Genomic DNA, 21,785 nt, shown 5'->3' with positions numbered 1-21,785 from the left:
TGGGCGCGCTGTTTGCGCAGCGCAGCAACCTGTTGCGGCCGGGGTTCCACCGCATGATCCGTGATATTCTGCGCTTCAATGCCAAGGGGGCGGCTGCGGCAGAGGGGCGGGCAGACCTGACCATCGCCGGGCTGCTGGCAGAAATGGGTCTGGGCGCGCGGTTTCGGGACCATTATCTCTATCCGATCTGCGGCGCGATCTGGTCGACCCCCGCGCAGGATATAGGCGCCTTTCCGGCGGCAACCTTGCTGCGGTTTCTGGGCAATCACGCGCTGATGTCGCGTCAGGGCCAGCACCAATGGTGGACAGTGACCGGCGGCAGCCAGGCCTATGTCAGCCGCCTTGCCAATGCGCTGACCGCACGCGGCGTGGCGCTGCGCCCGGGCACGCCGGTCCGGCAGGTGATGCGCAGCGGCGGCACGGTGACGGTGCAGAGCGATGGCGCGCAAGACCGCTTTGATCAGGTGATCCTGGCCTGTCACGCCGATCAGGCGCTGGCCCTTCTGGGCGACCCCTCTGCCGAAGAACGCGCGGCCCTTGCTGCGGTGCGGTTTCAGGACAACCATGCGGTGCTTCATGCCGATCCGCGCGTGATGCCGCGCCGCCGCGCCTGCTGGAGCTCATGGGTTTACCGGGCCGATACGGCGCAGCCTGCGCACGCAGGCGGCGTCGGGGTCACCTACTGGATGAACCGTCTGCAATCCCTGCCGCAAGATTACCCGCTTTTCGTCAGCCTGAACCCCGGCACGGCGATCAACCCGGGCCTGATCTATGATGAGACCACCTTTCGCCATCCGGTTTTCGATCAGGCGGCGATTGAGGCACAAGACCGGATCAGGACGATGCAGGGGGCAAGGCAGACCTGGTTTGCCGGTGCCTGGTTGCGCAACGGCTTTCACGAAGATGGCTTTGCCAGTGCCGCGCGCATCGCCCGCCACCTGCTGCCGGCAAAGGTCTAGGCGATGGCAGGGGGACTTGCCGCAATTCTGGCCGCCGGCGGGGTGCTGCATCTGCCCGCAGATGTGACCCATGCCCGGCGCGGCGCGGTGCGCCATGCTTTCCGCTACGGAGTCGATTATCTGCTGCTGGCCCCCGAAACCGTGCGCCCGCGCGGGCTTTTCCGTCTGGGAAGGTTCGGGTTGTTCAGCTTTTGCGCCACAGATCACGGTGGCCCCCGCAAGGCGGGCAACGGTGCCGCATGGGCCTGGGATGTGCTGGCGCGGGCGGGGCTTGCGCGCGCATCCGACATGACCATGGCGCTGATGGCGCAGCCGCGCTTTCTGGGCTTCTGGTTCAATCCTGTCAGCTTCTGGATGGTGTTGCGCGGGACCGATCTGCTGGCGGTGATTGCCGAGGTGAACAACACCTTTGGCCAGCGTCATTCCTATATCTGCCATCACCCCGATTTCGCCCCGATCGCACCGGACGACCGGCTGCATACGGCGAAGGTCTTTCATGTCTCGCCCTTTCAGGATGTCGCGGGTGACTATGCGTTTCGCTTCGATGTCGCTGCGACCGATATCGCTGTGCTGATCCGCCAGACCCATGGTGAAGAGGGGCTGGTTGCCACGCTGCGATCCCGGCCGCGCCCTTTGCGCCAACACGCGCTGATCGCCGCCGCCCTGCGCCGTCCCGGCGGGGCGTTGCGCATTGTCGCCCTGATCTACTGGCAGGCGCTGCGCCTGCGTCTCAAGGGCGTCGCCTATCGCCCGCTGCCCCCCAAACCCGCCAAGGATACCAGCCGATGAGCCTGCTGCAGACCCGTTTTCTCGCCTCGCTCGAAGGCATCCAGCATGGACGGCTGCACCTGACCACACCCGAAGGGCATCGTCACAACTTCGGATCCGACGGCCCCGAGGCCGTGATCCAGATCATCGACTGGGCGCTGCTGACGGCCTTGGCGCGGCGTGGCGATGTAGGTTTTGGCGAAAGCCATGTGGCGGGCCATTGGGACAGCCCCGATCTTGAAGCCCTTCTCAGCCTTGCCATCCGCAACCGCGACCATCTTGGGGGGCAGGGCCGCCAGGGCTGGCTGGCTGGGCTGCGCTTTCGCCTGACGGATCGACTGCGCGCCAATTCGTTGGCCGGGTCCGCGCGCAATATCCGCGCGCATTACGATGTGGGGAATGAGTTTTACCAGCTTTGGCTCGATCCGGGCATGAGCTATTCTTCGGCCTTGTTCGAGGGAACGAACGATCTGGAAACCGCACAGATGCGCAAGAATGACCGCATCCTGTCGCGACTTGGCCCCGGCGAGCGCATTCTGGAAATCGGTTGCGGCTGGGGCGGTTTCGCCGAGCGCGCGGCAGATATGGGACGTCATGTGACCGGGTTGACGCTGTCGCCCGCGCAGAAGGGCTATGCCGATGCAAGGCTGGATGGGCGCGCCGAGATCCGCTTGCAGGATTATCGCCATGCTGGCGGGCGCTACGACAATATCGTTTCGGTGGAGATGATCGAGGCGGTGGGTGAACGCTATTGGCCGACCTATTTCGCCACATTGAAAGCCCGCCTTGCCCCTGGTGGACGGGCGGTGCTGCAAGCGATCACCGTGCCGGATGCCGAGTTTTCGATATATCGCAAGCGATCCGATTTTATCCGTCAGCATATTTTTCCGGGCGGGATGCTGCCCAGCCCGGCGATGCTGAGCCATCATGGCGCGCAGGCGGGGCTGGAACTGCGCAGCCGGTTTTCCTTTGGTCAGGATTACGCCAGCACCTGCCGCATCTGGGCCGCGCGCATGGCGAAGGCCGCGCCGCGTATTCGCCGCAGCGGCTATGACGCGGCTTTCCTGCGTGGCTGGCGCTATTACCTTGAGGGCTGCGCGGCAACCTTTGCGACCGGGCGCACCGATGTGGTGCAGGTCGAATATGCCCATGCAGATGGCGCGGCACGGGCGGCATGACATGACCTCCATCCTCTGGCTGTGCCGCGATTTCAGGTTTGACGACAATGCTGCCCTGACCGCCGCTTGCGCCGAAGGCCCGGTGCTGCCGGTGTTCCTCATTGATGCGGCGACCCGGGCGCAAGGTGCTGCCAGCCGCTGGCGGTTGGGGCGGGCGCTTGTCTGTTTCGATGCGGCATGGCGGGCACGGACCGGCGAGCATATCACGGTGCTGGAGGGGGAGGCCGCCGATCTGTTGCCCGATCTGGCCGCGCGGATCGGGGCGCGCGCCATTCATCACAACGACTGGCCGACAGAGGTGATGCAGGCGGCCCAAGCCGGTTTGCGCCAACGCCTCGACTCTGATCCGCCCAGTTCAGACCAGTTCCCTTCAGGCCAGCCCCGTTCAGCCCCGACCCGGCTCCATCTGCATGAGGGGCATTTGCTGATCCATCCCGCTGCGGTGAAGACCGGCACCGGGGGCAGCTTCCGGGTCTATACGCCCTTTGCCCGCGCGGTGCGGCTGGCCGGGCCGGATCGCCCCGTGCCATCGCCGTCCCGACTTGTGGCGCTGCCCGCCCTTGGCCCCCTGCGGGCCAGTCAGCTTGCCCTCGCACCGGATATGTATCGCGGCGCGGCGGTGCTGACCGAGCATGCCTTGCCAGTGGGCGAGGCTGCGGCCTTTGCCCGGCTTGATGCGTTCTGGGATCGCATAGCAGACTATGCAACCCAGCGTGATCGCCCCGATATCGACGCGACCTCGGGCCTGTCGGAACATCTTGCCTTGGGCGAGATCAGCCCGCGTCGCATCTGGGCGATGGCGCGCCTGCGGGCCGAAACCACCCCCGCACTGGCCCTGGGGGTCGAGAAATTCCTGGCAGAGCTGCTGTGGCGGGAATTTGCCTGGCATCTGCTGCTGGCCTTTCCGCGAATGGCGCAGACCCCGTGGCGCGCCGAATGGGCGGAGTTCCCCTGGCAGGGCGCAAATCCTGCGGCCGAGGCCTGGGCGCGGGCCGCGACCGGGATTGCGCTGGTCGATGCAGGGCTGCGCGAGATGCGGGTCACGGGGCGGATGCATAACCGCGTCCGCATGGTGGTGGCCAGTTGGCTGACCAAACACCTGCTGACCGATTGGCGCATCGGTCTTGCGCATTTCGAAGATAGCCTGACCGATTGGGACCCGGCGGCGAATGCGATGAACTGGCAATGGGTTGCTGGTTGCGGCCCCGATGCCTCGCCTTTCTTCCGCATCTTCAACCCGGACAAGCAAGCCGCCAGCTTTGATCCCGAGGGGCGCTATCGCAACCACTGGCTGTCCGGCCAAGGCGCGCAGGCCTATCGCGCGACGCTGCCGCCATCATGGAAGTCCGCGGAAATCTGGCGTCCAGCCGACCAAGGCCCGCTTCTGGATCAGGGCCGCAAGCGGGCGCTCTCTGCGCTGGAGACCTTCAAGCGCTTGCATTGAGACGGTTGGCGCTGCTTCGGCGCGGTGCAATATACCGCACGCGAATAGGTGGGCCCGGTCAGCAACCGCCACCTTGCTGGTGACGATCGGGCCATCCCGCCCGTCGAAACAGCGGCCAATTTCCACGCAGCGCTGAGAACCGAAATCATGGCCGCGCAAGGAACCGAAATCAGCCTGCGGCAAACGAGCGCGGGCACCTCGCCCCGCGCAAGGACGGGGCGAATATCAAGATCAAAGGGGGCGGTGATGGGCGGCTCCTGGCTTGAGGGGCTGGAAGAGGACGGGCGGGCGGGGGATAGGGCGCAGCACTGGGGAAAGATGTAACAGCCGTCGGATCGACAGCAGCTCATGCGCCCGGCCCCGCGCCACCATTCGTCCGGGCCGACGGCACCCGTCAGCGCAAGACACAAGGACAGCAGCAGGCCCAGCAGGGCCATGCCGAACCAGGTCATCGTTCAGGGTGAAAGCTGTGCAGATAGCATTGGGCCCGTCCCGAGAAGGATCGTGTCAGTATCACGCGCAAGTTTTGCGCTGTCCTCGATGCGGCGCAAGCTTCGCATCTTGCGCAACTTGCCTGCCAAGGGGCCAGGGTTCGAGCCAGGCCGGGCCTGCTGAACCTGGGGTCTGACCGTCTCGTGGTCAGGTCCGCAGAGGCAAGTCTTCAGGATACGGAGAAGCTGTGACCAAGAGACCGTGACCAAAGGAATGGTGCCAGAGCCACGGGGGCAAATGAGGTTATGCCGGAAGATCGGCGGCAAAATGACAGGGATCAGAGCAACCGCCCGTAAAACGACCGGGGATTGAGAACGACGGGGCGAGGACGTCTGGACGAGAGAGTGCCGCAAAAATTCGGGGTCAGAAATGCGGCGTCACCGCGATATGGCGCTTGGTCCGGGCTGCCTGGACCTGCGGCCCGGATCGCCTTGTCAATGGGGCAAGCGCGATTGGTCTTGCGCGGGCAATCCTTGCCGGGCGCAAACCGGCAAAGCCCTCGGGCGCGGATCACGCACCGCGCCCGAGGAAAGGCATCAGGCGGCGGCGCGCTTGCGCTGCGTGTTGATCTGATTGTCCACCCCGTCGAGCAGGCGGGTCAGGTAGATGTCCCATTCGATCTCGGCAAAGGGACCGTTCAGGCCGTTGGCATTGATGCCAGCCTCGTCATCGCGTTCGATCACCGCAGGGACCAGACCTTCACGGGTCGCATAGGCGAAATCGTCATTGATCAGCGGATCGCCTTCAATGTTGATCTGGGTGGTCAGCTTGCGATGGCCATCGGCACTGACGAAGAAGTGGATATGCGCCGGACGCTGGCCATGACGGCCAAGCGCGGATAACAGCTTTTCGGTCGGGCTGCCCGGCGGCACACCATAGCCCGACGGCAGGATGCTCTGGAATTTGTAGCGGCCCTGGTCATCGGCAAAGATCGTGCGGCGCATGTTGAACGGGGCCTGTTGGCCGGTCGGGTCGAAATGCGAATAGAAACCACGGGTATCGCAATGCCAGACCTCGACCTTGGCCCCCGGCAGCGGCTTGCCATCCGCATCATGCACCACGCCATGCATGATGAGCGTGTGGCCATTCTTGTCATTGCCGTCATCGAGCCGCGCAAAGCCCGTCGATTCCGGCGCACCCGCCACATAAAGCGGCCCTTCGATGGTGCGCGGGGTCGGATTGTCGATGCCAAGCTCGGCGTCGATCGCATCCAGACGCTCGTCGATATAGTGGTCCAGCCCCAGCCCGGGTGAGATCAGCCCGGCCTGACCGGCCGCGCCGATATCGTTCAGCCAGGCGATGCCGGTCCAGTATTCATCGGGGGTAATGTTCAGATCGTCGATCGCCTTGAACAGATCCGACATCAGGCGATGGGTGATTTCCTTCATGCGGGCATTGCCGCCGGTCGCGTTCAGCCCGCTCAACTCTTTCAGGAAGTCCTGAATATCGGGGCGATTGAAGATCGAGACAGTCATCGTAGCTCCTCCTGGATTCGTATGAAACTGGGTGGGCCGGCTCCTCCGCCGACCAAAGGCCGGTCCTAGCTGTCATCCTCGCGGATCGAGGAAGGGTGGCGCAGCAGCGGCGTCACCTGAATTTCCATGAATGGAAACAGGGGCAATCCGCTCAGGATCTGGTGCAACTCGTCATTGCTGCTGACATCAAAAATGCTGAAATTCGCGTATTCGCCCGCCAGCCGCCAGATATGGCGCCATTTGCCGCTGGCCTGCAGGTCCTGCGAATAGGCCTTTTCACGCGCGAGGATCGCGGTGACCTCGGCGGGCGGCAGGTCGCGGGGAATACGCACATCCATTCGGACATGATACAACATGGGGTCCTCCTCAGGATGCCGTGCGGCGATGCAGCCCGTCGCGGGCAAAGAAGGCGACACGATCCTCATCAAGCGCGATGCCAAGGCCGGGGCCGTCGGGCACGGTCAGGGCGAAGTCCCGGTAGTCCAACGGGGTGGCCAGGATTTCTTCGGTCAAAAGCAGCGGGCCGAACAGTTCGGTCCCCCATTGCAGATTGGCGAAGGTGGCAAAGAGATGCGCTGAGGCGATGGTGCCGACACCCCCCTCCAGCATCGTGCCGCCATAAAGGCCGATCCCCGCCGCATCGGCGATGGCTGCCGTGCGCTGCGCGTTGAAAAGGCCGCCATTCTGTTCGATCTTGATGGCGAAGACATCTGCGCCCTGAACGCGGGCGATTTCAAAGGCGCTTTCCGGGCCGGTCAGAGATTCGTCGGCCATCAGCGCCACAGGGAAGCGCCGCATCAGTCGCGCCAGCGCCGCGGCCGAGGCGACGGGCTGTTCGACCAGTTCGCAGCCCGCATCCGCCAGCGCGGCCATCCCGAAGGCGGCGTCCTGTTCGCTCCAGGCCATATTCACATCGACCCGCACCGAGGCCTGCGCGCCAAGGGCTGCCTTGATCGCGGCGACATGGGCAATATCCTCGTGCAGTTCCTTCGCGCCGATCTTCAGCTTGAAAATCCGATGGCGGCGGCGGGCCAGCATCTCTTCGGCCTCGGCAATGTCCCGCGCGGTATCCCCCGAGGCGAGGGTCCATGCCACCGGCAGGCTTTCGCGCCGCCGTCCGCCCAAAAGCGCGCTGACCGGCAGGCCGAGGCGCTTGCCCTGGGCATCCAGCAGCGCGGTTTCCACGGCGCTTTTGGCAAAACGGTTTTCCTTCACCATCTTGCCGATACGCGCCATCAGCGCCTGCACCTGCGTCGCATCCTGATCGCGCATCACCGGCGCGAAATAGGTGTCGATATTGAGCTTCATGCTTTCGGGGCTTTCGCCGCCATAGGCCAGGCCACCAATGGTCGTGCCCTCGCCGATCCCGATGATGCCATCGCTGCAATGGATCTTCACCAGCATCAGTGTCTGGCCATTCATGGTCGTGACCGACAGCCTGTGCGGCCGTATGGTTGGCAAGTCGACCAGAAGGGTTTCAATCCGTTCGATGACGGGCGTGTTCAAGCTGCGGAATGGGGCGGATGACTGGTTCATGGCCGGATCATGCCGCTAATCCCATACCTTTTCTATGATCGGATACGTCTTTGATAATACCAGAAAGGTATCAGGTATTGGCCTAATCTGCTGTCATGTGCCCGGTCTTTAAGGCGGGCCGGGACGATGAGAAGCAAGGAAGACACATGCAGATGCTGACGCGGCCTTGGGGGGCGATGCATTACCGGGTTGATGGTCCGAAAGACGGGATCACCGTGGTTTTCGCCAACTCGCTTGGCACCGATCTGCGGCTTTGGGATCAGGTTCTGCCCTTGCTGCCGGGCATCCGCGCGCTGCGTTTCGACATGCGCGGCCATGGCCTTTCAGACAGCGGTGCGCCAGAGGCCGAGGTCACTATCGCGGGCCTGGCCTCCGATGCCGCCACGCTGATCGAGGCCGAGGGGCAGGGGCCGGTGGTCTTCGCCGGCCTGTCGATCGGCGGCATGATCGGGCAGCAGCTTGCCCATGATCGCCCCGATCTGCTGCGGGCATTGGTCTTGTCGAACACGGCGGCGCAAATGGGCAATGCGGAAGGCTGGAATGCCCGGATCGCGGCGGTCCGGGCCAGCGGTGTTGGTGGAATTGCCGATGCGGTGATGGAACGCTGGTTCGCCGCCTCCTTCCGGGCGACACCGGCATTGGCGCTATGGCGCAATATGTTGGCGCGCACCGATGCCGCTGGCTATGCCGGAGCTTGCGCCGCCATCGCGGCGGCCGATCTGGCTGCCACGACCGCGCGGCTGTCCCTGCCCACGCTGGTGATTGCCGGCGATCAGGATGGGGCGTCGCCGCCCGATCTTGTGGCGAAGACCGCCGCATTGATCGCGGGGGCCGCGCTCCAGATCATCCCCGGTGCCGGGCATCTGCCGCCGGTCGAAACCCCTTCCGACTGGGCCGCGCTGCTGCGCGGGTTTCTTCAGCAGCACCTCGATATGCGACCTGCGAGAAAATCCCCATGACACATCCCTGCACCCCCCGCGTCGTGATTGCCGGATCTTTTGGCCTCAAAAGGGCAGGTCCGCGACGATGATCCCTTTCGCCCGATCACCCCAGGCACGGCTTGCGGCGCTTGGGGCGCACGCCTCTTTTGCAGATTGCCAGCCGCGCGCTGTGACCGGGTTGTGCGGCGTGACAGACCCTTGGCCTGCGCGCGCCGGCGCAGGTCGTCGGTTGACCACAGGCCCGACTGTGGCAAACTTCTGGCCTGCCATCGGCAATGCGGCAGGAGGTTGAGGAAGAGGCCCTTGGATTTCAGACGGCTGAAGTATTTTCTGGCGGTGGCGGAGGAGCTGCATTTTGGCCGTGCCGCCACCCGGCTCGACATGGCGCAGCCACCGCTTTCGCGCCAGATTGCCGCGTTGGAGGAAGATATCGGTGTCTTGCTGTTCGACCGCAGTCGCAGCCAGATCCGGCTGACCCAGGCCGGCGAAGTGCTTCAGGAACATGCCCGCCAGATCTTTGAGCGGCTGGACGCTGCCCTGCGCGAGACCCGTCTGGTCGGTGCGGGCGGGGCAGGGCGGCTGCGGATCGCCTTTGTCGGCTCGGCCTCGCATGGGGTGCTGCCAACGCTGATAAAATCCTTCCGCTCTTTCTACCCGGACGTGGAACTGGCGCTTTCGGCGCTGAACAATGCCGAATTGCAGCGCGCGCTGATCGCGCGTGAAATCGATATTGCCGTGGCTCGGCCCGAGTTGAAGGACGAGGAATTCCGCCGTGAACTGCTGGTGCGGGAAAAGCTGATCCTTGCGCTGCCGGACAATTCGCCGCTGGCGGCAAAGCCAGAGATCAGCTTTGCCGATCTGGCGGGCCAGACCTTTGTGCTTTACCCACGACGTCCGCGCCCCAGCTATGCCGATGTCGTGCTGAGCATCTGCGAGCGCGAGGGGTTCACCCCGACAAAACTTGAATTGACGCAGGATTTCCAAAGCGCGATTTCGCTGGTCTCGGTCGGGGTGGGGCTTTCGGTGGTGCCGGAATCGGTGGCGCAGACAACCCGGCCAGGCGTCACCTACCGCCCCTATCTCGGTCACAACCCCGGCACCGGGCTGACGGTCCATGCCAGGCTGGACAATCGCGCGCCACAAGTGATGAACTTCTTTGAGATCACCCGAAAATTCGCCCGCACCTCAGACTTGGGCGAGGTCCGGCGCGCCTATCGCGCCTGATCCATCCGCCGCAGCACGAAGTCATAACGCAGCACCAGATCGGTATCCGCCCCCTCGGGGGCGCGACGGAACTCACCCACCAGTGCCTCTTTCACCGCAAAGACCGAATCATCATCCAGCCAGTCACTCGATGAATCGTAGATCTGCGTGACCAGCCTTCGATAGCCGTCATGGCTGACCATCATATGCACATGGGCGGGACGCATCCCGTGATGGCCCATAAACCGGATCAACTCGCCCGCGGCACCGCCATCGGGGATCGCATAGGGCACAGGGCGGATGGCGCGAAAGGCGTAATGGCCGTTTTCGTCGGTTTCGAACCGGCCACGCAGATTGTAATCGGGCTGGTCGGGATCGTGGTTTTCATAAAGCCCGTTGGGGGCATCTTCCCAGACATTGACGATGGCCCCTGCCAGCGGCTTGCCGTCGGGGTCGCGCACATATCCCTCGATATAGACGGTTTCCTGCCCTTCGAACCCCTGTTGAACGGTTGAGGTTCCTTTGGGCATCACCGGCGCGTTCTCGCGGAAAAACGGGCCAAGAACGGTGGAGATCGTTTCATTCGCTGCAACGGGGTTCGAGATCATGTCGACCAGCACCTCGACGCCCAAAAGATCGGCCAGCAGGATATATTCCTCCCGTCCGCCCGCACCCGCGCGCCCCAGAAAGGCGCAGGCCTCCAGCAACTCGGTATGGTTCAGCCGTGTTTCGCGGCAAAAGCCGTGCAAATGGCGGATCAATGCCTCCAGGATTTCACGCGCGCGCGGCGCAATGGGGCGCTGCCGCCCCAGTGATGCGATCACCAGTTCGGTCACATTCTCGATCGTGACATCCCGCATGGCCCGTCCCCTCTCCCCTCACCGTTGCGGGGGCTCGGGACGCGCGCGCGCAGGTCCGCCGCCGAGCCTCCTCCCCCGCCGTCCTTATCGACAAGGGGCAAGGCTTGCATGGCTGGCCCCGGCCGGGCGAGAGGGGGGAGGGGTATGTTGTGATACCCAAAAGGTCCTTCAACTCGGCTTCTTATACCCCAGGCGCGCGGAGATGCGCTCTGCCGCCTCAATGGTGATATTGCGAAAGGCGCGGGGCTGGCGATCGTGGCGACTGGCGGGGGCCGCCATGGAAAGGGCCGCGACCGGGCGCCCGGTGTGGTCGCGGACCTGTGCGGCCAGACAGACGATATCATCATCCCCCATGATCGGCCCAACCGCAAAGCCGTCTTCGGCCAGCGCGGTCAGATCGCTGCGAAAGCGCGAACGCGAGGCGATGGGACCACCGGGCCTGCTATGGGCATCCAGCCATTCTTCCAGCCGGGCGTGGCTGAAGCCGGCCAGATGCAACAGTCCGGGAGGGGCCTGATACAGTGCCAGATGCGGGCCGATCACATCCCGCGACACCCGCAGCGGGCGCTCACCCTCGATGGCCTCGACCAGCAACAGCCTGCCCTGGTCATGCATGGTCAGATGCAGCGTTTCGCCATGATCGACAGCCAGCTTCTGCATCACCGGACGGGCCGCTTCGGTCAGGGCCGAGCTGTCATCCAGCGCCCGATACAGCGTGGCGACCAGTGGCCCAAGCCGATAGCGCCCGCGCTCGACCTTGCTCAGAAGGCCGATCCCGGCCAGCCCATCGACCAGATCATGGGTGCCGCTGGTGGAATTGCCGATTGCCCGCGACAGATCGGTGGTGCTGTGCTCCGGCTGCGTGGCGGTGAATTGCCGCAATACCGCGCCAATTTTCCGAATTGTCTTCATATGAGACCTCACAAATTCGACCATCGTTCCAATTTTCCGGTATTGCCGGAAAAAGACACGGTATGACCCGATACCTTCCGATCCGCCCCGATTAACTGGCAGGCTGGCTGCATGGAGCGCGGCATCTGCCGCAGGGAGGTTCCGATGAAGGACCAGAATGGTGCGACGCTCGCGCCCTATACCGGCAATGAATTCCTCGACAGCATCCGCGATGGCCGCGAGATCTATGTGCATGGCGAACGGGTCAAGGATGTGACCAGCCATCCGGCGTTTCGCAATTCGGCCCGGATGGTGGCGCGCTGGTATGACCGGCTTCATGCCGAGAGGGACAGCCTTGGCCGCCCGACCGATACCGGCAGCGGCGGCTGGACGCATCCGTTCTTCAAGGGGCCGAAATCGGCCGAGGATCTGATCGCGGGCCGTGATGCGATTGCCGCCACGCAACGGGTGGCCAATGGCTGGATGGGGCGTTCGCCTGATTACAAGGCCGCGTTCCTTGGCACGCTGGGGGCAAATTCCGGCTTTTATGGCGAATATGCCGAGAATGCGAAGGCTTGGTATAACCGCACCCAAGGCCGGCTGGACTATTGGAACCATGCTATCGTCAACCCGCCGATTGACCGTCATCTTCCGATTGAAGAGACCGGCAATGTCTTCATGCAGGTCGAGAAGGAAACCGATGCCGGGCTGATCGTGTCCGGCGCGAAGGTGGTGGCAACCGGCTCTGCGCTGACACATTACAATTTCATCGCCCATTATGGCATCCCGATCAAAGAGAAGAAGTTCGCGCTGATCTTCACCGCGGCAATGGACAGCCCCGGCGTCAAGCTGATCTCTCGCGCCAGCTATGAGCTGAACGCCGCCGTCATGGGCACGCCCTTTGACTATCCGCTGTCCAGCCGTCTGGATGAAAACGACGCGATCCTTGTCTTCGACAAGGTCCTGGTACCGTGGGAAAACATCTTCATTTACGGCGATATCGAGAAGATCAACGCCTTCTTCCCGGCTTCGGGTTTCGTGCCGCGCTTCACACTGCATGGCGCAACCCGGCTGGCGGTGAAACTTGATTTCATCTCGGGCCTGTTCTCGCTGGCGCTGGAGGCGACGGGCACCCGCAGTTTCCGCGGCCCTCAGACGGCTGTGGGCGAGGTGCTCGGCTGGCGCAACATGTTCTGGGCGATCTCGGATGCGATGGTGAAAAGCCCGATCCCCTGGCAGGGCACTGATGGCTATGTGCTGCCCAACATGAATTACGGCCTTGCCAGCCGGATCTTCGCGCCGATGGCCTATGGCCGGATCAAGGAGTTGATCGAACGCCATGTCGCCTCCGGGCTGATCTATCTGCCCTCGTCGTCGCTGGACTTCGCGAGCGAGGCGGTGCGGCCCTATCTCGACCGGTTTGTCCGCGGATCCAATGGGATGGTGGCGATCGATCGCGTCAAGCTGCTGAAGCTGCTCTGGGATGCCCTGGGTTCGGAGTTCGGCGGTCGGCACGAACTTTATGAAACCAACTATGCTGGCAATTACGAGAATATCCGCATTGAGACCATGCTGACCGCCGAGGCCACCGGCGAGATGGAGGCGCTGCACGGCATCGTGCGCGACTACATGGGCGAATACGACCTTTCAGGCTGGACGGTGCCAGATCTGGTGAACCCCTGGGATGTGAACCGTCTGAAGGCGGGCTTCCAGGGCTGAAACCACCTTGCGGGTGGCCCGCTATCGGCCACCCGCATCGCAGGGAAGGAACGGATATGGGACTAGACTTCGCCGGAATGACCACGCGTATCGTCAGCGACCGGCAGCTGGCGCTTCCCGGTTCGGTTCTGGCCATCGGGGCCTTTGATGGGGTGCATCGCGGCCATCAGGCGCTGATCGGAGCTGCGGTGTCCGAGGCGCGGGAACGAGATCTGCCTTCCGTGCTCTGGACTTTCGATCCCTTGCCCAAGGTGTTTTTCGGCCGGGCGTGCGCCCTGCTCAGCCTGCGGCAACGGCTGGCGCTGATGGCGGCGCTTGGGCCGGACTGGATTGTGGTTGCCCCGTTCAACGCGCGGTATGCCGCCCGTCCGGCGGAGGCGTTCTTGACGGATCTGGGGCGGATCAACCCGCAGCGTATCCATATTGGCCAGGATTTCCGCTTTGGTGCCCGCCAGTCCGGCGACCTTGCGCTGCTGGCGCGGCATTTCCCAGTCACACCGGCCCCGGCCATCACCTGCCCGGCAGGCGAGCGGATTTCATCGACCCGGATCCGCGCGCTTTGCGCCAATGGCCGCGCCGATGCCGCCGCGCCGCTGCTGCGCCCGCCCCATATGTTCGGCAGCCCTGGCATCCTGCCGCTGACCGAGGATCTGCGTTTCAATGAGGACCATCATGACTGATTTCGACAGCCGCGCGATGCGCGATGCCTGTGGGAGTTTCGCCACCGGCGTCACTGTCATCACCACCAATTCGGACGAAGGCGATCATGGCATGACCGCCAATGCCTTCATGTCGGTCTCGCTCGATCCGCCGCTGATCTCGATCTCACTGGATCGAAACGCGCGGATGCTGGGCCGGATCCGGGCCTCGGGGCGCTATGCGGTCAATGTTCTGGCAGAGGATATGGAGGCGCTGGCCTGGCACTTTGCCGGGCGGCACAATCCCGAAATGGTCGGTGTGCTGGAACAGCGCGACGGTCTGCCGGTTGTGCCCGGCGCGGCTGCCGTCTTTCTGACCGAAGTGGCGCAGGAGGTCGAAGCGGGCGACCACACCTTGTTCATTGGCCGGGTTACGGGGCTTTCGCGCCGACCCGATGCTGCGCCCCTGTTGTTTTGCAGCGGCAAGTTCCATCGGCTGCCAAGCTGAATGGAAGGCTATGGATTGGCCACGGCGGGCATCCATTCGCGGGGTTCTGGCAGCTTGCCCATGGCGATTGCCGGGTGACCTGGGCGAAGGTGCAGACGGGGTCAGCGATGCGTTGAAGGGCAGAGAGACAGGCCCCTGCCTTCGCGCGATACTGACGGGACAAAGCTGACGGGCAAATGCGCCGGGCGCGCTTAGTCTGCCTTGCCGGTCAGGGTTGCGTAAAGCGCGCGCAGCGTCTGGTTCAGGTTGGTCAGCTCTGCCGGGGTCATCCCCGCCTTGGCGAACAGTGCCTCACCCAGACAGCGGCTTTGTGATTTCAGATCACGCCCGCGCGCAGTCAGGGTGACCGCAACGCCGCGCTCGTCGTCCTGACGTCTGCTGCGCGTGACCAGGCCTGCGGTCTCCAGGCGTTTGACCAGCGGCGTGATGGTGCTTGGCTCCAGATCCAGCCGTGTGGCAATGGCGCCGATGCCCTTGCCATCCGCCTCCCACAACACGCTCAGCACCAGATATTGCGGGTAGGTGATGCCCAGCTGGTCCAGCAGCGGCTTGTAAAGGCGATTGATCGCCATCGAGGTCGCATAGAGCGAGAAGCACAGTTGGTTCTCAAGGGGCAGGTCATGGGTCATGAGAGGGTATTATCACGAAATTCATTATCGCGACAATAAAAATGCTGGACGGGGCGGTCTGGATGGTCTAAAGGAAATTATCGCAATAATCATTATCGAGATACAAAAGGAAGATCACCATGTCTGTTCAGGTTCTCTATCGCACCAAAGCCACCGCAACCGGGGGGCGCGAAGGTCAGGCCCGCAGCGAGGACGGCCGCCTTGAAGTCGCGCTGTCGACGCCCAAGGAATTGGGTGGTGCAGGCGGGGAAGGGACCAACCCCGAACAGCTTTTCGCCGCCGGCTATGCCGCCTGCTTTCTGGGGGCGCTGAAGCTGGTGGCCTCGCAGCACAAGGTGAAGCTGCCCGCCGAGGCTGCAATCACCGCCAGTGTCGGCATCGGCCCGCGCAGCGAGGGCGGCTTCGGGATTACCGCGGATCTGGAAATCAGCCTGCCGGGCATCGCGCGCGATGTGGCGCAGCCGCTGGTCGAGGCGGCTCATCAGACCTGTCCCTATTCCAATGCCACGCGCAACAATGTCGCGGTCGGGCTGACCCTGATCTGAGGCCAAATGGCAATGCCCTGGCGACGGCTGCCCTTGCTGCCGTCGCCCGCTGAAAGCGCGGGCCGCCGCAACCTGCCGAAAGGCCGCAGGACGCCACCATCCCCAGGATACTTCGGGCGGTCAGTTGGCTCAGCAAGGGCCGCCATCCCGTCGATGTCGGGTGATCCCGCACGGACCGTGCCGCGATCAGGTGCAGCGCGCTTGGGCGATGATCTGCCGGGTTTCGCGTTGAAGATCGTGCTGAACATCGGTGTCACGGTCTGTGGCGGAGTGCGGATTGGCCAATCACCGGGCTGCGCCGGGGGGCAACAGCGGTCCGCACGACAGCGGAGAAGCAAATCATCGTAGGGCACTGGTGTGGCAGCACAGCGTAACCCTTTCGAAAGCCGCCTTTGGAATGGCTGATGGCGCGGGCGCGGGCTAGCCTCTGACGAATATCGGCCTTCGGGTCGATCGTCATTCCGGCAGCTTTTGCCGGGTTCCGCTCCGTCGTCCGGCCTTTTTCCGGCCAGACCCTATTTCCTGGCACGCCCATGTCCCTGATCGAACCGCCCCCCGTTGCCGATGGCCTGACCCCGCCCGCGCCCTTGCCACACGCCTTTCTGGATCGTCTGCGCGAGGGGGCCAGCGCGCGCGACGCCAACCGCCTGCTGCCCCATGCCGAAATCGCCGAGATGAAGGCGTGGCGCTTTGGGGCGCGGCGGCTGCCACCTGAAATTGGCGGGGCTGGAGCTTCGATTGCCGAGGTGCTGGCCGAAGTGACCGACCTGGCCGAGGCAGACCCGAACATCGCCCATATCTGGCGCAACCATCTGATGCTGGGTGAGCGGCTGGCTCTGCCACCGACCGGTCATCCGCCCCTTCTCGCGCTGCGCAGGCGGCTGGCGGCGGGTGACCTGCTGGCCCTTGCCGCAACGGAATTGGACCGGGCGCAGACCGGCGGGGCCTCGTCGTTTTCGTCGATCTTCCGGCGTGAGGGCGATCACTTTCGCCTGTCGGGGCGCAAGTTCTATTCGACGGGCGTGCTCTATGCCGATTGGATCCTGGTCAGCGGCTCGTTCGAGGATGGCAGCAATACCAGCGCGCTGATCCCTGCCGACCGTGCAGGTGTTGAAATCATTGATGACTGGACCGGGATGGGCCAACGCCTGACCGGCACCGGAACCACGGTCTTTCATGATGTGCGGATCGAGGCCGATGAGATCATCCCCGCCAATGCCTTGGCAGCAGAGGCCACGCCCTTTTCCTCCACCATGGCGCAACTGGTGCTGACGGCTGTGATCGCAGGGATCGTCGACAGCATTGCCCGCGACGCGGCGACCTTGCTTGGCGGGCGCAAGCGCAGCTTTTACTTCGCCCCGGCGGAACGGCCCGGCGATGATCCGATCTTGCTGCAGGAACTGGGCGAGCGCGATGCGGCGGCCTTTGGTGCGCGGGCTGCCGTGCTGGCAGCAGCCCATGTGATGGATCAGGCGGCGCGCGCGATTGCAGAAAATGCCCCGCCCGAGGATCAGGACCATGCCGCCCAAACGGCGGCGGCCGCGGCCGCCAAGGCCAAGATCGTGGTGGACCGCATCGCCCATGCCGCGGGCACGGCGGTGTTCGATCTGGCCGGGGCGTCTTCGACGCTGCGCGAAAAGAATCTGGACCGGCATTGGCGCAATATCCGCACGATCTCCAGCCATAACCCGGCCAGCTACAAGGCCCATGCGCTTGGCAATCTTCGCCTGAATGGCGTGGCGCTGCCCAAGCTCGGGTTCTTCTGAAAGCACGAAGGGGAAGAGATCCCCAACCCGAGTGTCGCGACCTTGGCGGGAAGGCCCGGCAATTGCAGCGGCTACCGGAAGGCTTCTCGCGATGCCGAAGATCTGGAATGCGGTCTCGGCACTTGCGACGGTGGGGCGGGGCATGGCGCGGTCGCGCCCTCAGGCGCGGCCCTGTCAGCCGCGCAGGCCATCAAGGCCCGCCAATACTCCGTGTCTTCACCACCCGAGAGCGCAAAAGTCATCGCCAAAGGCTTGCGAGAAACCTTGTCTTTGCGCGAACGGATCAGCCGTTGAGTTTCCGGAAGGTCTGGACCGTCACGCTTTCGATCCAGTCGGCGGTCAGCGCCTGATGGGCGCGCATGGCATCGGTCACCGCATGTATATCCAGCGATGCCTGATCCTGCCAGATTTCGTAAAAGGCGAAATGGCCGGGGTTCGCGCAGTCTTGATGCAGGTCGTAGCGCAGGAAACCCGGCTCTGCCTCCGTCACGGTGACCAGCTTCAGCAAAGCGTCCCGCAGCCGATCCTCGTGGCCGGGCCGCGCCTGCACATGCGCGAAGACATAGACGAGATCCGACATTGCGCTTCTCCACTGGATATCCTTGGATTTCACGCCGGGGGCGATATGGCAAGCCCCTCGCGCCTGTTCAGATGTCTGGGCATCTGGGCATCTGGGCATCTGGGCATCTGGGCATCACGCAATCGCAGCGAGCTTTTGCCATCGCGCGCGCACCCGGCTACATCTGCGTAACAGATGCCCCAGACACTCATTGGCAGATTGATTCATGCGTTTCCTGCCGGTTGGCCCCCACACTGTCCTGATTGAACTTCCGGACCTTGCTGCGACGCTTGCGCTGCATGACGCGTTGGTCGCGGATCCGGTGGGGGGGATTGCAGAGATCATCCCGGCGGCCCGCACGCTGATGATCCGCACCGCGCAGGATGTGCCGGTCGATGCGGCGCTTGCGCAGCAGATCGCGCAGCGCCGTCAAACCGCAGCGGTCGCGCGGGTCGAGGCGGCTGCCGAGCCGGTCGAGGTTCCGGTTGTTTATGGCGGCGAAGACCTTGCCGATGTCGCACAGCATATGGGGCTGAGCGTGGCCGAGGTGATTGCCGCCCATCAGGCCGCCATCTGGCAAGTGGCCTTTTGCGGCTTTGCGCCCGGCTTTGCCTATCTTTCCGGCAATGACCCGCGTTTCAATCTGCCGCGCCGCGCGACGCCGCGCAGCCGCATTCCGGCAGGGGCGGTCGCGCTTGCGGCGGAGTTTAGTGGCATCTATCCCAAGGACAGCCCGGGCGGCTGGCAGCTGATCGGCACAACGGACCTTCTGATGTGGGATCTCGCCCGCGACCCGCCCGCCCTGTTGCAACCCGGAATGCGCGTGCGCTTTGTCAAGGCCGGGGGCGAAGTGGGGCCAAGGCATATGGCGCGATCAACACCCTGCCCGCAGGCTCCCGCGGCGGGGGCCGTCGCAGCCGGTTCACCGCCCAGTCCGGCCTTGACCGTCATCTCCACCCCCTTTCCGCTTCTGTTTCAGGATGAAGGGCGCATCGGTCAGGCAGGGCAGGGGGTATCGGTCTCAGGCGCCATGGATTTGCCGGCGCTGCGGCGTGCCAATCGTGCCGTTGGCAACCCCGCGAATGCAGCCGCGTTGGAAATCACCCTTGGCCCGGTGCGACTGCGTGCCGATGCGCCGATCACGCTGGCGCTGACCGGCGCGGCCACCGTCCGTATTCCGGGGCAGCAGATCGCAGCGGGCAGCGCCTTTTGCCTTGACCCCGGTGATCTGATGACCATTGACCCGCCCAAGGCGGGGATGCGCAGCTACCTTGCGCTGCGCGGAGGCTATGCCGTGGCACCCGTGCTTGGATCCTGCGCGACGGACATGCTGGCTTTTGTCGGCCCTGCGCCGGTCGCATCCGGGGCCGTGCTGGAGGCCGCGAAACGCCCCGCCTGCGCGGTCGGTATGGCCGAACACCAGCCAGCATTGCCCCGCCCCGGTGATCTGGTCGAACTGCCGGTAACTCTCGGGCCGCGGACGGATTGGTTCTCGCCCGATCTCGTCCAGCTTTTTCTGACGCAACACTGGCTGGTCACCCCGCAAAGCTCGCGGGTTGGTATCCGGCTGCAGGGCGATCAGCCCTTGCTTCGGGGTGACGCAAGGGAATTGCCGTCCGAGGGCACCGAATACGGGGCCATTCAGGTGCCCCATTCCGGTCAGCCGGTGCTGTTTCTGGCCGACCATCCGCTGACCGGCGGCTATCCGGTCATTGCGACGCTGCACCCCTCCGCACTTGCCCTTGCCGGGCAGATCCCGCCTGGCGCGCGCATTCGTTTCACCGCGCTTGCCCCCTTTGCCCCTTTCACATTGGCGGAGCTGACATGACCCTTTTTTCCGGTGCCCCCATTCGGCCCATCAAGCGTCTTCTCATCGCCAATCGGGGGGAAATCGCCGTTCGGGTGATCCGTGCCTGCCGCGACGAGGGCATCGTCTCTGTCGCGATATATGCCGACAGTGATCGGGACTCGCTGTTTGTCCGCATGGCCGATGAGGCCCATGCGCTGGGCGGCGAAAAGCCTGCCGAGACCTATCTTGATGCAAAAAAGATCATTGCCATCGCGCGGTCTGCGGGCGCTGATGCCATTCATCCAGGTTACGGCTTTCTGTCTGAACGCGCCGATTTCGCGCAAGGGGTTTGGGATGCCGGTCTGATCTGGATCGGCCCTGCCCCAAAGGTGATCGCGGCGCTTGGCGACAAGATCGAGGCGCGGCGCATTGCCGAAGAGGTCGGCGCGCCGCTGGTCGCGGGCACGCCGGGGCCGGTGGAGACATCGGCGGAGGCGCTCGCCTTTGCGAAGGCACATGGTCTGCCCATCGCGATCAAGGCGGCCTTCGGCGGTGGTGGACGCGGGATGAAGGTCGCCTGGCGGCTGGAAGAGGTGGAGGAGCTGTTTGAAAGCGCCACGCGCGAGGCGCAGACGGCCTTTGGGCGCAGCGAATGCTTCATCGAGCAGTTTCTGGATCGCCCCCGCCATGTCGAGGCGCAGGTGCTGGCGGATCAGCACGGCAAGGTCAAGGTTCTGGGCACGCGGGATTGCACGTTGCAGCGCCGCAACCAGAAACTGGTGGAAGAGGCCCCCGCGCCCTTCCTGACGCCCGATCAGCGCGACCGCATCCACGGCTCTGCGCGCAGGATCTGTGCCCATGCGGGCTATTCCGGTGCGGGCACGGTCGAATTTCTTTTGTCCGCCGACGGCACCCTCTCCTTCCTGGAGGTGAATACGAGGTTGCAGGTGGAACACCCGGTGACCGAGGAAACCACGGGCATCGATCTGGTCCGCGCGATGATCCGCATCGCCCAAGGGGCGGAACTGGCAGATGAGACGGTGCCCACCCCGCGCGGCCATGCCATCGAATTCCGTATCAATGCCGAAGATCCGGCGCGGGGCTTCTTGCCGACTCCCGGCCCCGTCACTGTCTTCGATATGCCGTCCGGGCCGGGGATCCGCGTCGATAGCGGTGTCGTCAGCGGTTCAGTTGTGTCGGACAGCTTCGATTCCCTGATGGCCAAGCTGATCGTGACGGGGGCGACCCGCGAAGAGGCACTGGCCCGCGCCCGCCGTGCGCTGCATGAGTTTCGCATCGAGGGCGTGGCATCTGTGCTGCCTTTCGACAGGGCGGTGCTGAACCAGCGTGATTTCCTTGCACTGGATGGTGATTTCCGCGTCCATACCCGCTGGATCGAAACCGATTTTGCCCAAGCCCTGTCGGAAGCGGTGCCACCGCATCCAAGGGTGGCGCCTGCCGAGATCCCTGCGATGCTGCGGCTGACGGTCGAGATCGACGGCAAACGCCACGCACTTGGCCTGCCTGCCAATCTGCTGGGCACCCTTCCGGGGCGCCCAGCAGATACTGCACAATCCATTGCCCCTGTTGAGGATGCGCAGGCGCTCGCCGCCCCGGTCTCGGGCACGCTGACCCATTGGCTTGTCGAGGATGGCGCGCAGGTCGTGGCGGGTGAGGTTGTCGCGGTGATCGAAGCCATGAAGATGGAAACCCGGGTCGAGGCGCATCATTCCGGCAGGCTGGTGCATCATGCCGCAATCGGGGATACGATCCCGTTTGGCGCAAGGATTGCGCAGATCAAGGAATAGGTGGGGAAGCCTCCCCGTTTTAACGGTGGGCAGAAATTGACTTCAGGCAGCGATTTTCAGCTTCCGGGCGGGTGTGG

At 64.1% G+C, this 21,785-nt stretch carries 20 protein-coding genes; 13 read left to right on the top strand and 7 right to left on the bottom strand.

Going from position 1 to position 21,785, the window contains the following annotated elements:
* Positions 1 to 53: 53 nt before the first annotated feature.
* Genes GBJ34_RS13920 through GBJ34_RS13905 form a run of 4 tightly spaced genes read left to right on the top strand, consistent with a single transcriptional unit; the run spans position 54 to position 4,349 of the window.
* A complete protein-coding gene (locus tag GBJ34_RS13920) occupies positions 54 to 959 on the top strand; it encodes an NAD(P)/FAD-dependent oxidoreductase (RefSeq protein WP_404811429.1) in 906 nt (301 codons plus the stop codon).
* Between the two features lie 3 nt (positions 960 to 962).
* A complete protein-coding gene (locus GBJ34_RS13915; RefSeq protein ID WP_151719809.1) occupies positions 963 to 1,748 on the top strand; it encodes a DUF1365 domain-containing protein in 786 nt (261 codons plus the stop codon).
* A complete protein-coding gene (locus GBJ34_RS13910; protein ID WP_151719808.1) occupies positions 1,745 to 2,905 on the top strand; it encodes an SAM-dependent methyltransferase in 1,161 nt (386 codons plus the stop codon). The genes GBJ34_RS13915 and GBJ34_RS13910 overlap by 4 nt, the downstream gene beginning before the upstream one ends.
* On the top strand, positions 2,871 to 4,349 hold the full coding sequence (locus GBJ34_RS13905) for a cryptochrome/photolyase family protein (RefSeq protein ID WP_226341180.1): 1,479 nt from the start codon (positions 2,871 to 2,873) through the stop codon (positions 4,347 to 4,349). The genes GBJ34_RS13910 and GBJ34_RS13905 overlap by 35 nt, the downstream gene beginning before the upstream one ends.
* Before the next feature lie 1,028 nt (positions 4,350 to 5,377).
* Here the strand turns inward: GBJ34_RS13905 and catA are convergent.
* From catA to GBJ34_RS13890, 3 genes are all read right to left on the bottom strand, one after another.
* Positions 5,378 to 6,316: a catechol 1,2-dioxygenase gene (gene catA, locus GBJ34_RS13900; RefSeq protein ID WP_151719806.1), complete on the bottom strand. Its 939-nt coding sequence runs from the start codon at positions 6,314 to 6,316 to the stop codon at positions 5,378 to 5,380.
* A gap of 65 nt (positions 6,317 to 6,381) precedes the next feature.
* Entirely contained in the window at positions 6,382 to 6,672 is a 291-nt protein-coding gene (gene catC / locus GBJ34_RS13895) for a muconolactone Delta-isomerase (protein WP_151719805.1), read from the bottom strand.
* A gap of 10 nt (positions 6,673 to 6,682) precedes the next feature.
* The gene (locus tag GBJ34_RS13890; RefSeq protein ID WP_151719804.1) at positions 6,683 to 7,852 is read right to left on the bottom strand and encodes a muconate/chloromuconate family cycloisomerase; all 1,170 of its coding nucleotides are present in this window, start codon (positions 7,850 to 7,852) and stop codon (positions 6,683 to 6,685) included.
* 146 nt (positions 7,853 to 7,998) lie between these two features.
* Here GBJ34_RS13890 and pcaD point away from each other — a divergent pair, with 146 nt between their 5' ends.
* Both pcaD and GBJ34_RS13880 read left to right on the top strand, forming a co-directional pair.
* Entirely contained in the window at positions 7,999 to 8,811 is an 813-nt protein-coding gene (pcaD, locus tag GBJ34_RS13885) for a 3-oxoadipate enol-lactonase (protein WP_151719803.1), read from the top strand.
* A gap of 285 nt (positions 8,812 to 9,096) precedes the next feature.
* The gene (locus GBJ34_RS13880; protein WP_151719802.1) at positions 9,097 to 10,017 is read left to right on the top strand and encodes a LysR substrate-binding domain-containing protein; all 921 of its coding nucleotides are present in this window, start codon (positions 9,097 to 9,099) and stop codon (positions 10,015 to 10,017) included.
* On the opposite strand, the gene GBJ34_RS13875 is transcribed toward GBJ34_RS13880, so the two are convergent.
* Both GBJ34_RS13875 and GBJ34_RS13870 read right to left on the bottom strand, forming a co-directional pair.
* The gene (locus GBJ34_RS13875) at positions 10,005 to 10,856 is read right to left on the bottom strand and encodes a dioxygenase family protein (RefSeq protein WP_151719801.1); all 852 of its coding nucleotides are present in this window, start codon (positions 10,854 to 10,856) and stop codon (positions 10,005 to 10,007) included. The genes GBJ34_RS13880 and GBJ34_RS13875 overlap by 13 nt on opposite strands.
* Positions 10,857 to 11,024: 168 nt before the next feature.
* A complete protein-coding gene (locus GBJ34_RS13870) occupies positions 11,025 to 11,768 on the bottom strand; it encodes an IclR family transcriptional regulator (protein ID WP_192931223.1) in 744 nt (247 codons plus the stop codon).
* A gap of 144 nt (positions 11,769 to 11,912) precedes the next feature.
* Here GBJ34_RS13870 and GBJ34_RS13865 point away from each other — a divergent pair, with 144 nt between their 5' ends.
* From GBJ34_RS13865 to GBJ34_RS13855, 3 genes are read left to right on the top strand one after another with little or no spacing between them, the layout of a single operon-like run.
* Positions 11,913 to 13,466, top strand: a complete 1,554-nt coding sequence (locus GBJ34_RS13865; RefSeq protein ID WP_151719799.1) for a 4-hydroxyphenylacetate 3-hydroxylase N-terminal domain-containing protein — start codon at positions 11,913 to 11,915, stop codon at positions 13,464 to 13,466.
* A 56-nt stretch (positions 13,467 to 13,522) separates the two neighbouring features.
* Positions 13,523 to 14,146, top strand: coding sequence for an FAD synthetase family protein (locus GBJ34_RS13860; RefSeq protein ID WP_151719798.1), 624 nt, complete (start codon positions 13,523 to 13,525; stop codon positions 14,144 to 14,146).
* Positions 14,139 to 14,612: a flavin reductase family protein gene (locus GBJ34_RS13855; protein ID WP_151719797.1), complete on the top strand. Its 474-nt coding sequence runs from the start codon at positions 14,139 to 14,141 to the stop codon at positions 14,610 to 14,612. The genes GBJ34_RS13860 and GBJ34_RS13855 overlap by 8 nt, the downstream gene beginning before the upstream one ends.
* 191 nt (positions 14,613 to 14,803) lie before the next feature.
* Here the strand turns inward: GBJ34_RS13855 and GBJ34_RS13850 are convergent, their stop codons facing one another.
* Positions 14,804 to 15,241 (bottom strand): MarR family winged helix-turn-helix transcriptional regulator, encoded by a 438-nt coding sequence (locus tag GBJ34_RS13850; RefSeq protein ID WP_151719796.1) that lies wholly within the window; start codon positions 15,239 to 15,241, stop codon positions 14,804 to 14,806.
* A 119-nt stretch (positions 15,242 to 15,360) separates the two neighbouring features.
* On the opposite strand from GBJ34_RS13850, the gene GBJ34_RS13845 reads away from it, so the two are divergent.
* Positions 15,361 to 15,786, top strand: a complete 426-nt coding sequence (locus GBJ34_RS13845; RefSeq protein ID WP_151719795.1) for an organic hydroperoxide resistance protein — start codon at positions 15,361 to 15,363, stop codon at positions 15,784 to 15,786.
* A 533-nt stretch (positions 15,787 to 16,319) separates the two neighbouring features.
* A complete protein-coding gene (locus GBJ34_RS13840) occupies positions 16,320 to 17,552 on the top strand; it encodes an acyl-CoA dehydrogenase family protein (protein WP_151719794.1) in 1,233 nt (410 codons plus the stop codon).
* 283 nt (positions 17,553 to 17,835) lie between these two features.
* On the opposite strand, the gene GBJ34_RS13835 is transcribed toward GBJ34_RS13840, so the two are convergent.
* Positions 17,836 to 18,132 (bottom strand): putative quinol monooxygenase, encoded by a 297-nt coding sequence (locus GBJ34_RS13835; protein ID WP_192931221.1) that lies wholly within the window; start codon positions 18,130 to 18,132, stop codon positions 17,836 to 17,838.
* Between the two features lie 205 nt (positions 18,133 to 18,337).
* Between GBJ34_RS13835 and GBJ34_RS13830 the strand changes: the two genes are divergently transcribed.
* Positions 18,338 to 19,939, top strand: a complete 1,602-nt coding sequence (locus GBJ34_RS13830; RefSeq protein ID WP_151719792.1) for a 5-oxoprolinase subunit B/C family protein — start codon at positions 18,338 to 18,340, stop codon at positions 19,937 to 19,939.
* Positions 19,936 to 21,708: an acetyl/propionyl/methylcrotonyl-CoA carboxylase subunit alpha gene (locus GBJ34_RS13825; RefSeq protein WP_192931220.1), complete on the top strand. Its 1,773-nt coding sequence runs from the start codon at positions 19,936 to 19,938 to the stop codon at positions 21,706 to 21,708. Before GBJ34_RS13830 ends, GBJ34_RS13825 begins: the two co-directional genes overlap by 4 nt.
* Positions 21,709 to 21,785 lie beyond the last annotated feature (77 nt).

The sequence above is a fragment of the Gemmobacter serpentinus genome, assembly GCF_008973825.1.
In the GTDB taxonomy this organism is placed as follows: domain Bacteria; phylum Pseudomonadota; class Alphaproteobacteria; order Rhodobacterales; family Rhodobacteraceae; genus Gemmobacter; species Gemmobacter serpentinus.
The sequence above is the reverse complement of the archived record's forward strand: the minus strand, read 5'-3'. Positions and strand labels throughout refer to the sequence as shown.

Coding starts and splice junctions, on each gene's coding strand:
- GBJ34_RS13835 (WP_192931221.1), bottom strand. CDS start 18,132: ATGTCGGATCTCGTCTATGTCTTCGCGCATGTGCAGGCGCGGCCCGGC.
- GBJ34_RS13875 (WP_151719801.1), bottom strand. CDS start 10,856: ATGCGGGATGTCACGATCGAGAATGTGACCGAACTGGTGATCGCATCA.
- GBJ34_RS13915 (WP_151719809.1), top strand. CDS start 963: ATGGCAGGGGGACTTGCCGCAATTCTGGCCGCCGGCGGGGTGCTGCAT.
- GBJ34_RS13830 (WP_151719792.1), top strand. CDS start 18,338: ATGCGTTTCCTGCCGGTTGGCCCCCACACTGTCCTGATTGAACTTCCG.
- GBJ34_RS13920 (WP_404811429.1), top strand. CDS start 54: ATGATCCGTGATATTCTGCGCTTCAATGCCAAGGGGGCGGCTGCGGCA.
- catC (WP_151719805.1), bottom strand. CDS start 6,672: ATGTTGTATCATGTCCGAATGGATGTGCGTATTCCCCGCGACCTGCCG.
- GBJ34_RS13845 (WP_151719795.1), top strand. CDS start 15,361: ATGTCTGTTCAGGTTCTCTATCGCACCAAAGCCACCGCAACCGGGGGG.
- GBJ34_RS13840 (WP_151719794.1), top strand. CDS start 16,320: ATGTCCCTGATCGAACCGCCCCCCGTTGCCGATGGCCTGACCCCGCCC.
- GBJ34_RS13860 (WP_151719798.1), top strand. CDS start 13,523: ATGGGACTAGACTTCGCCGGAATGACCACGCGTATCGTCAGCGACCGG.
- GBJ34_RS13855 (WP_151719797.1), top strand. CDS start 14,139: ATGACTGATTTCGACAGCCGCGCGATGCGCGATGCCTGTGGGAGTTTC.
- GBJ34_RS13910 (WP_151719808.1), top strand. CDS start 1,745: ATGAGCCTGCTGCAGACCCGTTTTCTCGCCTCGCTCGAAGGCATCCAG.
- GBJ34_RS13865 (WP_151719799.1), top strand. CDS start 11,913: ATGAAGGACCAGAATGGTGCGACGCTCGCGCCCTATACCGGCAATGAA.
- GBJ34_RS13850 (WP_151719796.1), bottom strand. CDS start 15,241: ATGACCCATGACCTGCCCCTTGAGAACCAACTGTGCTTCTCGCTCTAT.
- GBJ34_RS13870 (WP_192931223.1), bottom strand. CDS start 11,768: ATGAAGACAATTCGGAAAATTGGCGCGGTATTGCGGCAATTCACCGCC.
- pcaD (WP_151719803.1), top strand. CDS start 7,999: ATGCAGATGCTGACGCGGCCTTGGGGGGCGATGCATTACCGGGTTGAT.
- GBJ34_RS13905 (WP_226341180.1), top strand. CDS start 2,871: ATGCCCATGCAGATGGCGCGGCACGGGCGGCATGACATGACCTCCATC.
- GBJ34_RS13890 (WP_151719804.1), bottom strand. CDS start 7,852: ATGAACCAGTCATCCGCCCCATTCCGCAGCTTGAACACGCCCGTCATC.
- catA (WP_151719806.1), bottom strand. CDS start 6,316: ATGACTGTCTCGATCTTCAATCGCCCCGATATTCAGGACTTCCTGAAA.
- GBJ34_RS13825 (WP_192931220.1), top strand. CDS start 19,936: ATGACCCTTTTTTCCGGTGCCCCCATTCGGCCCATCAAGCGTCTTCTC.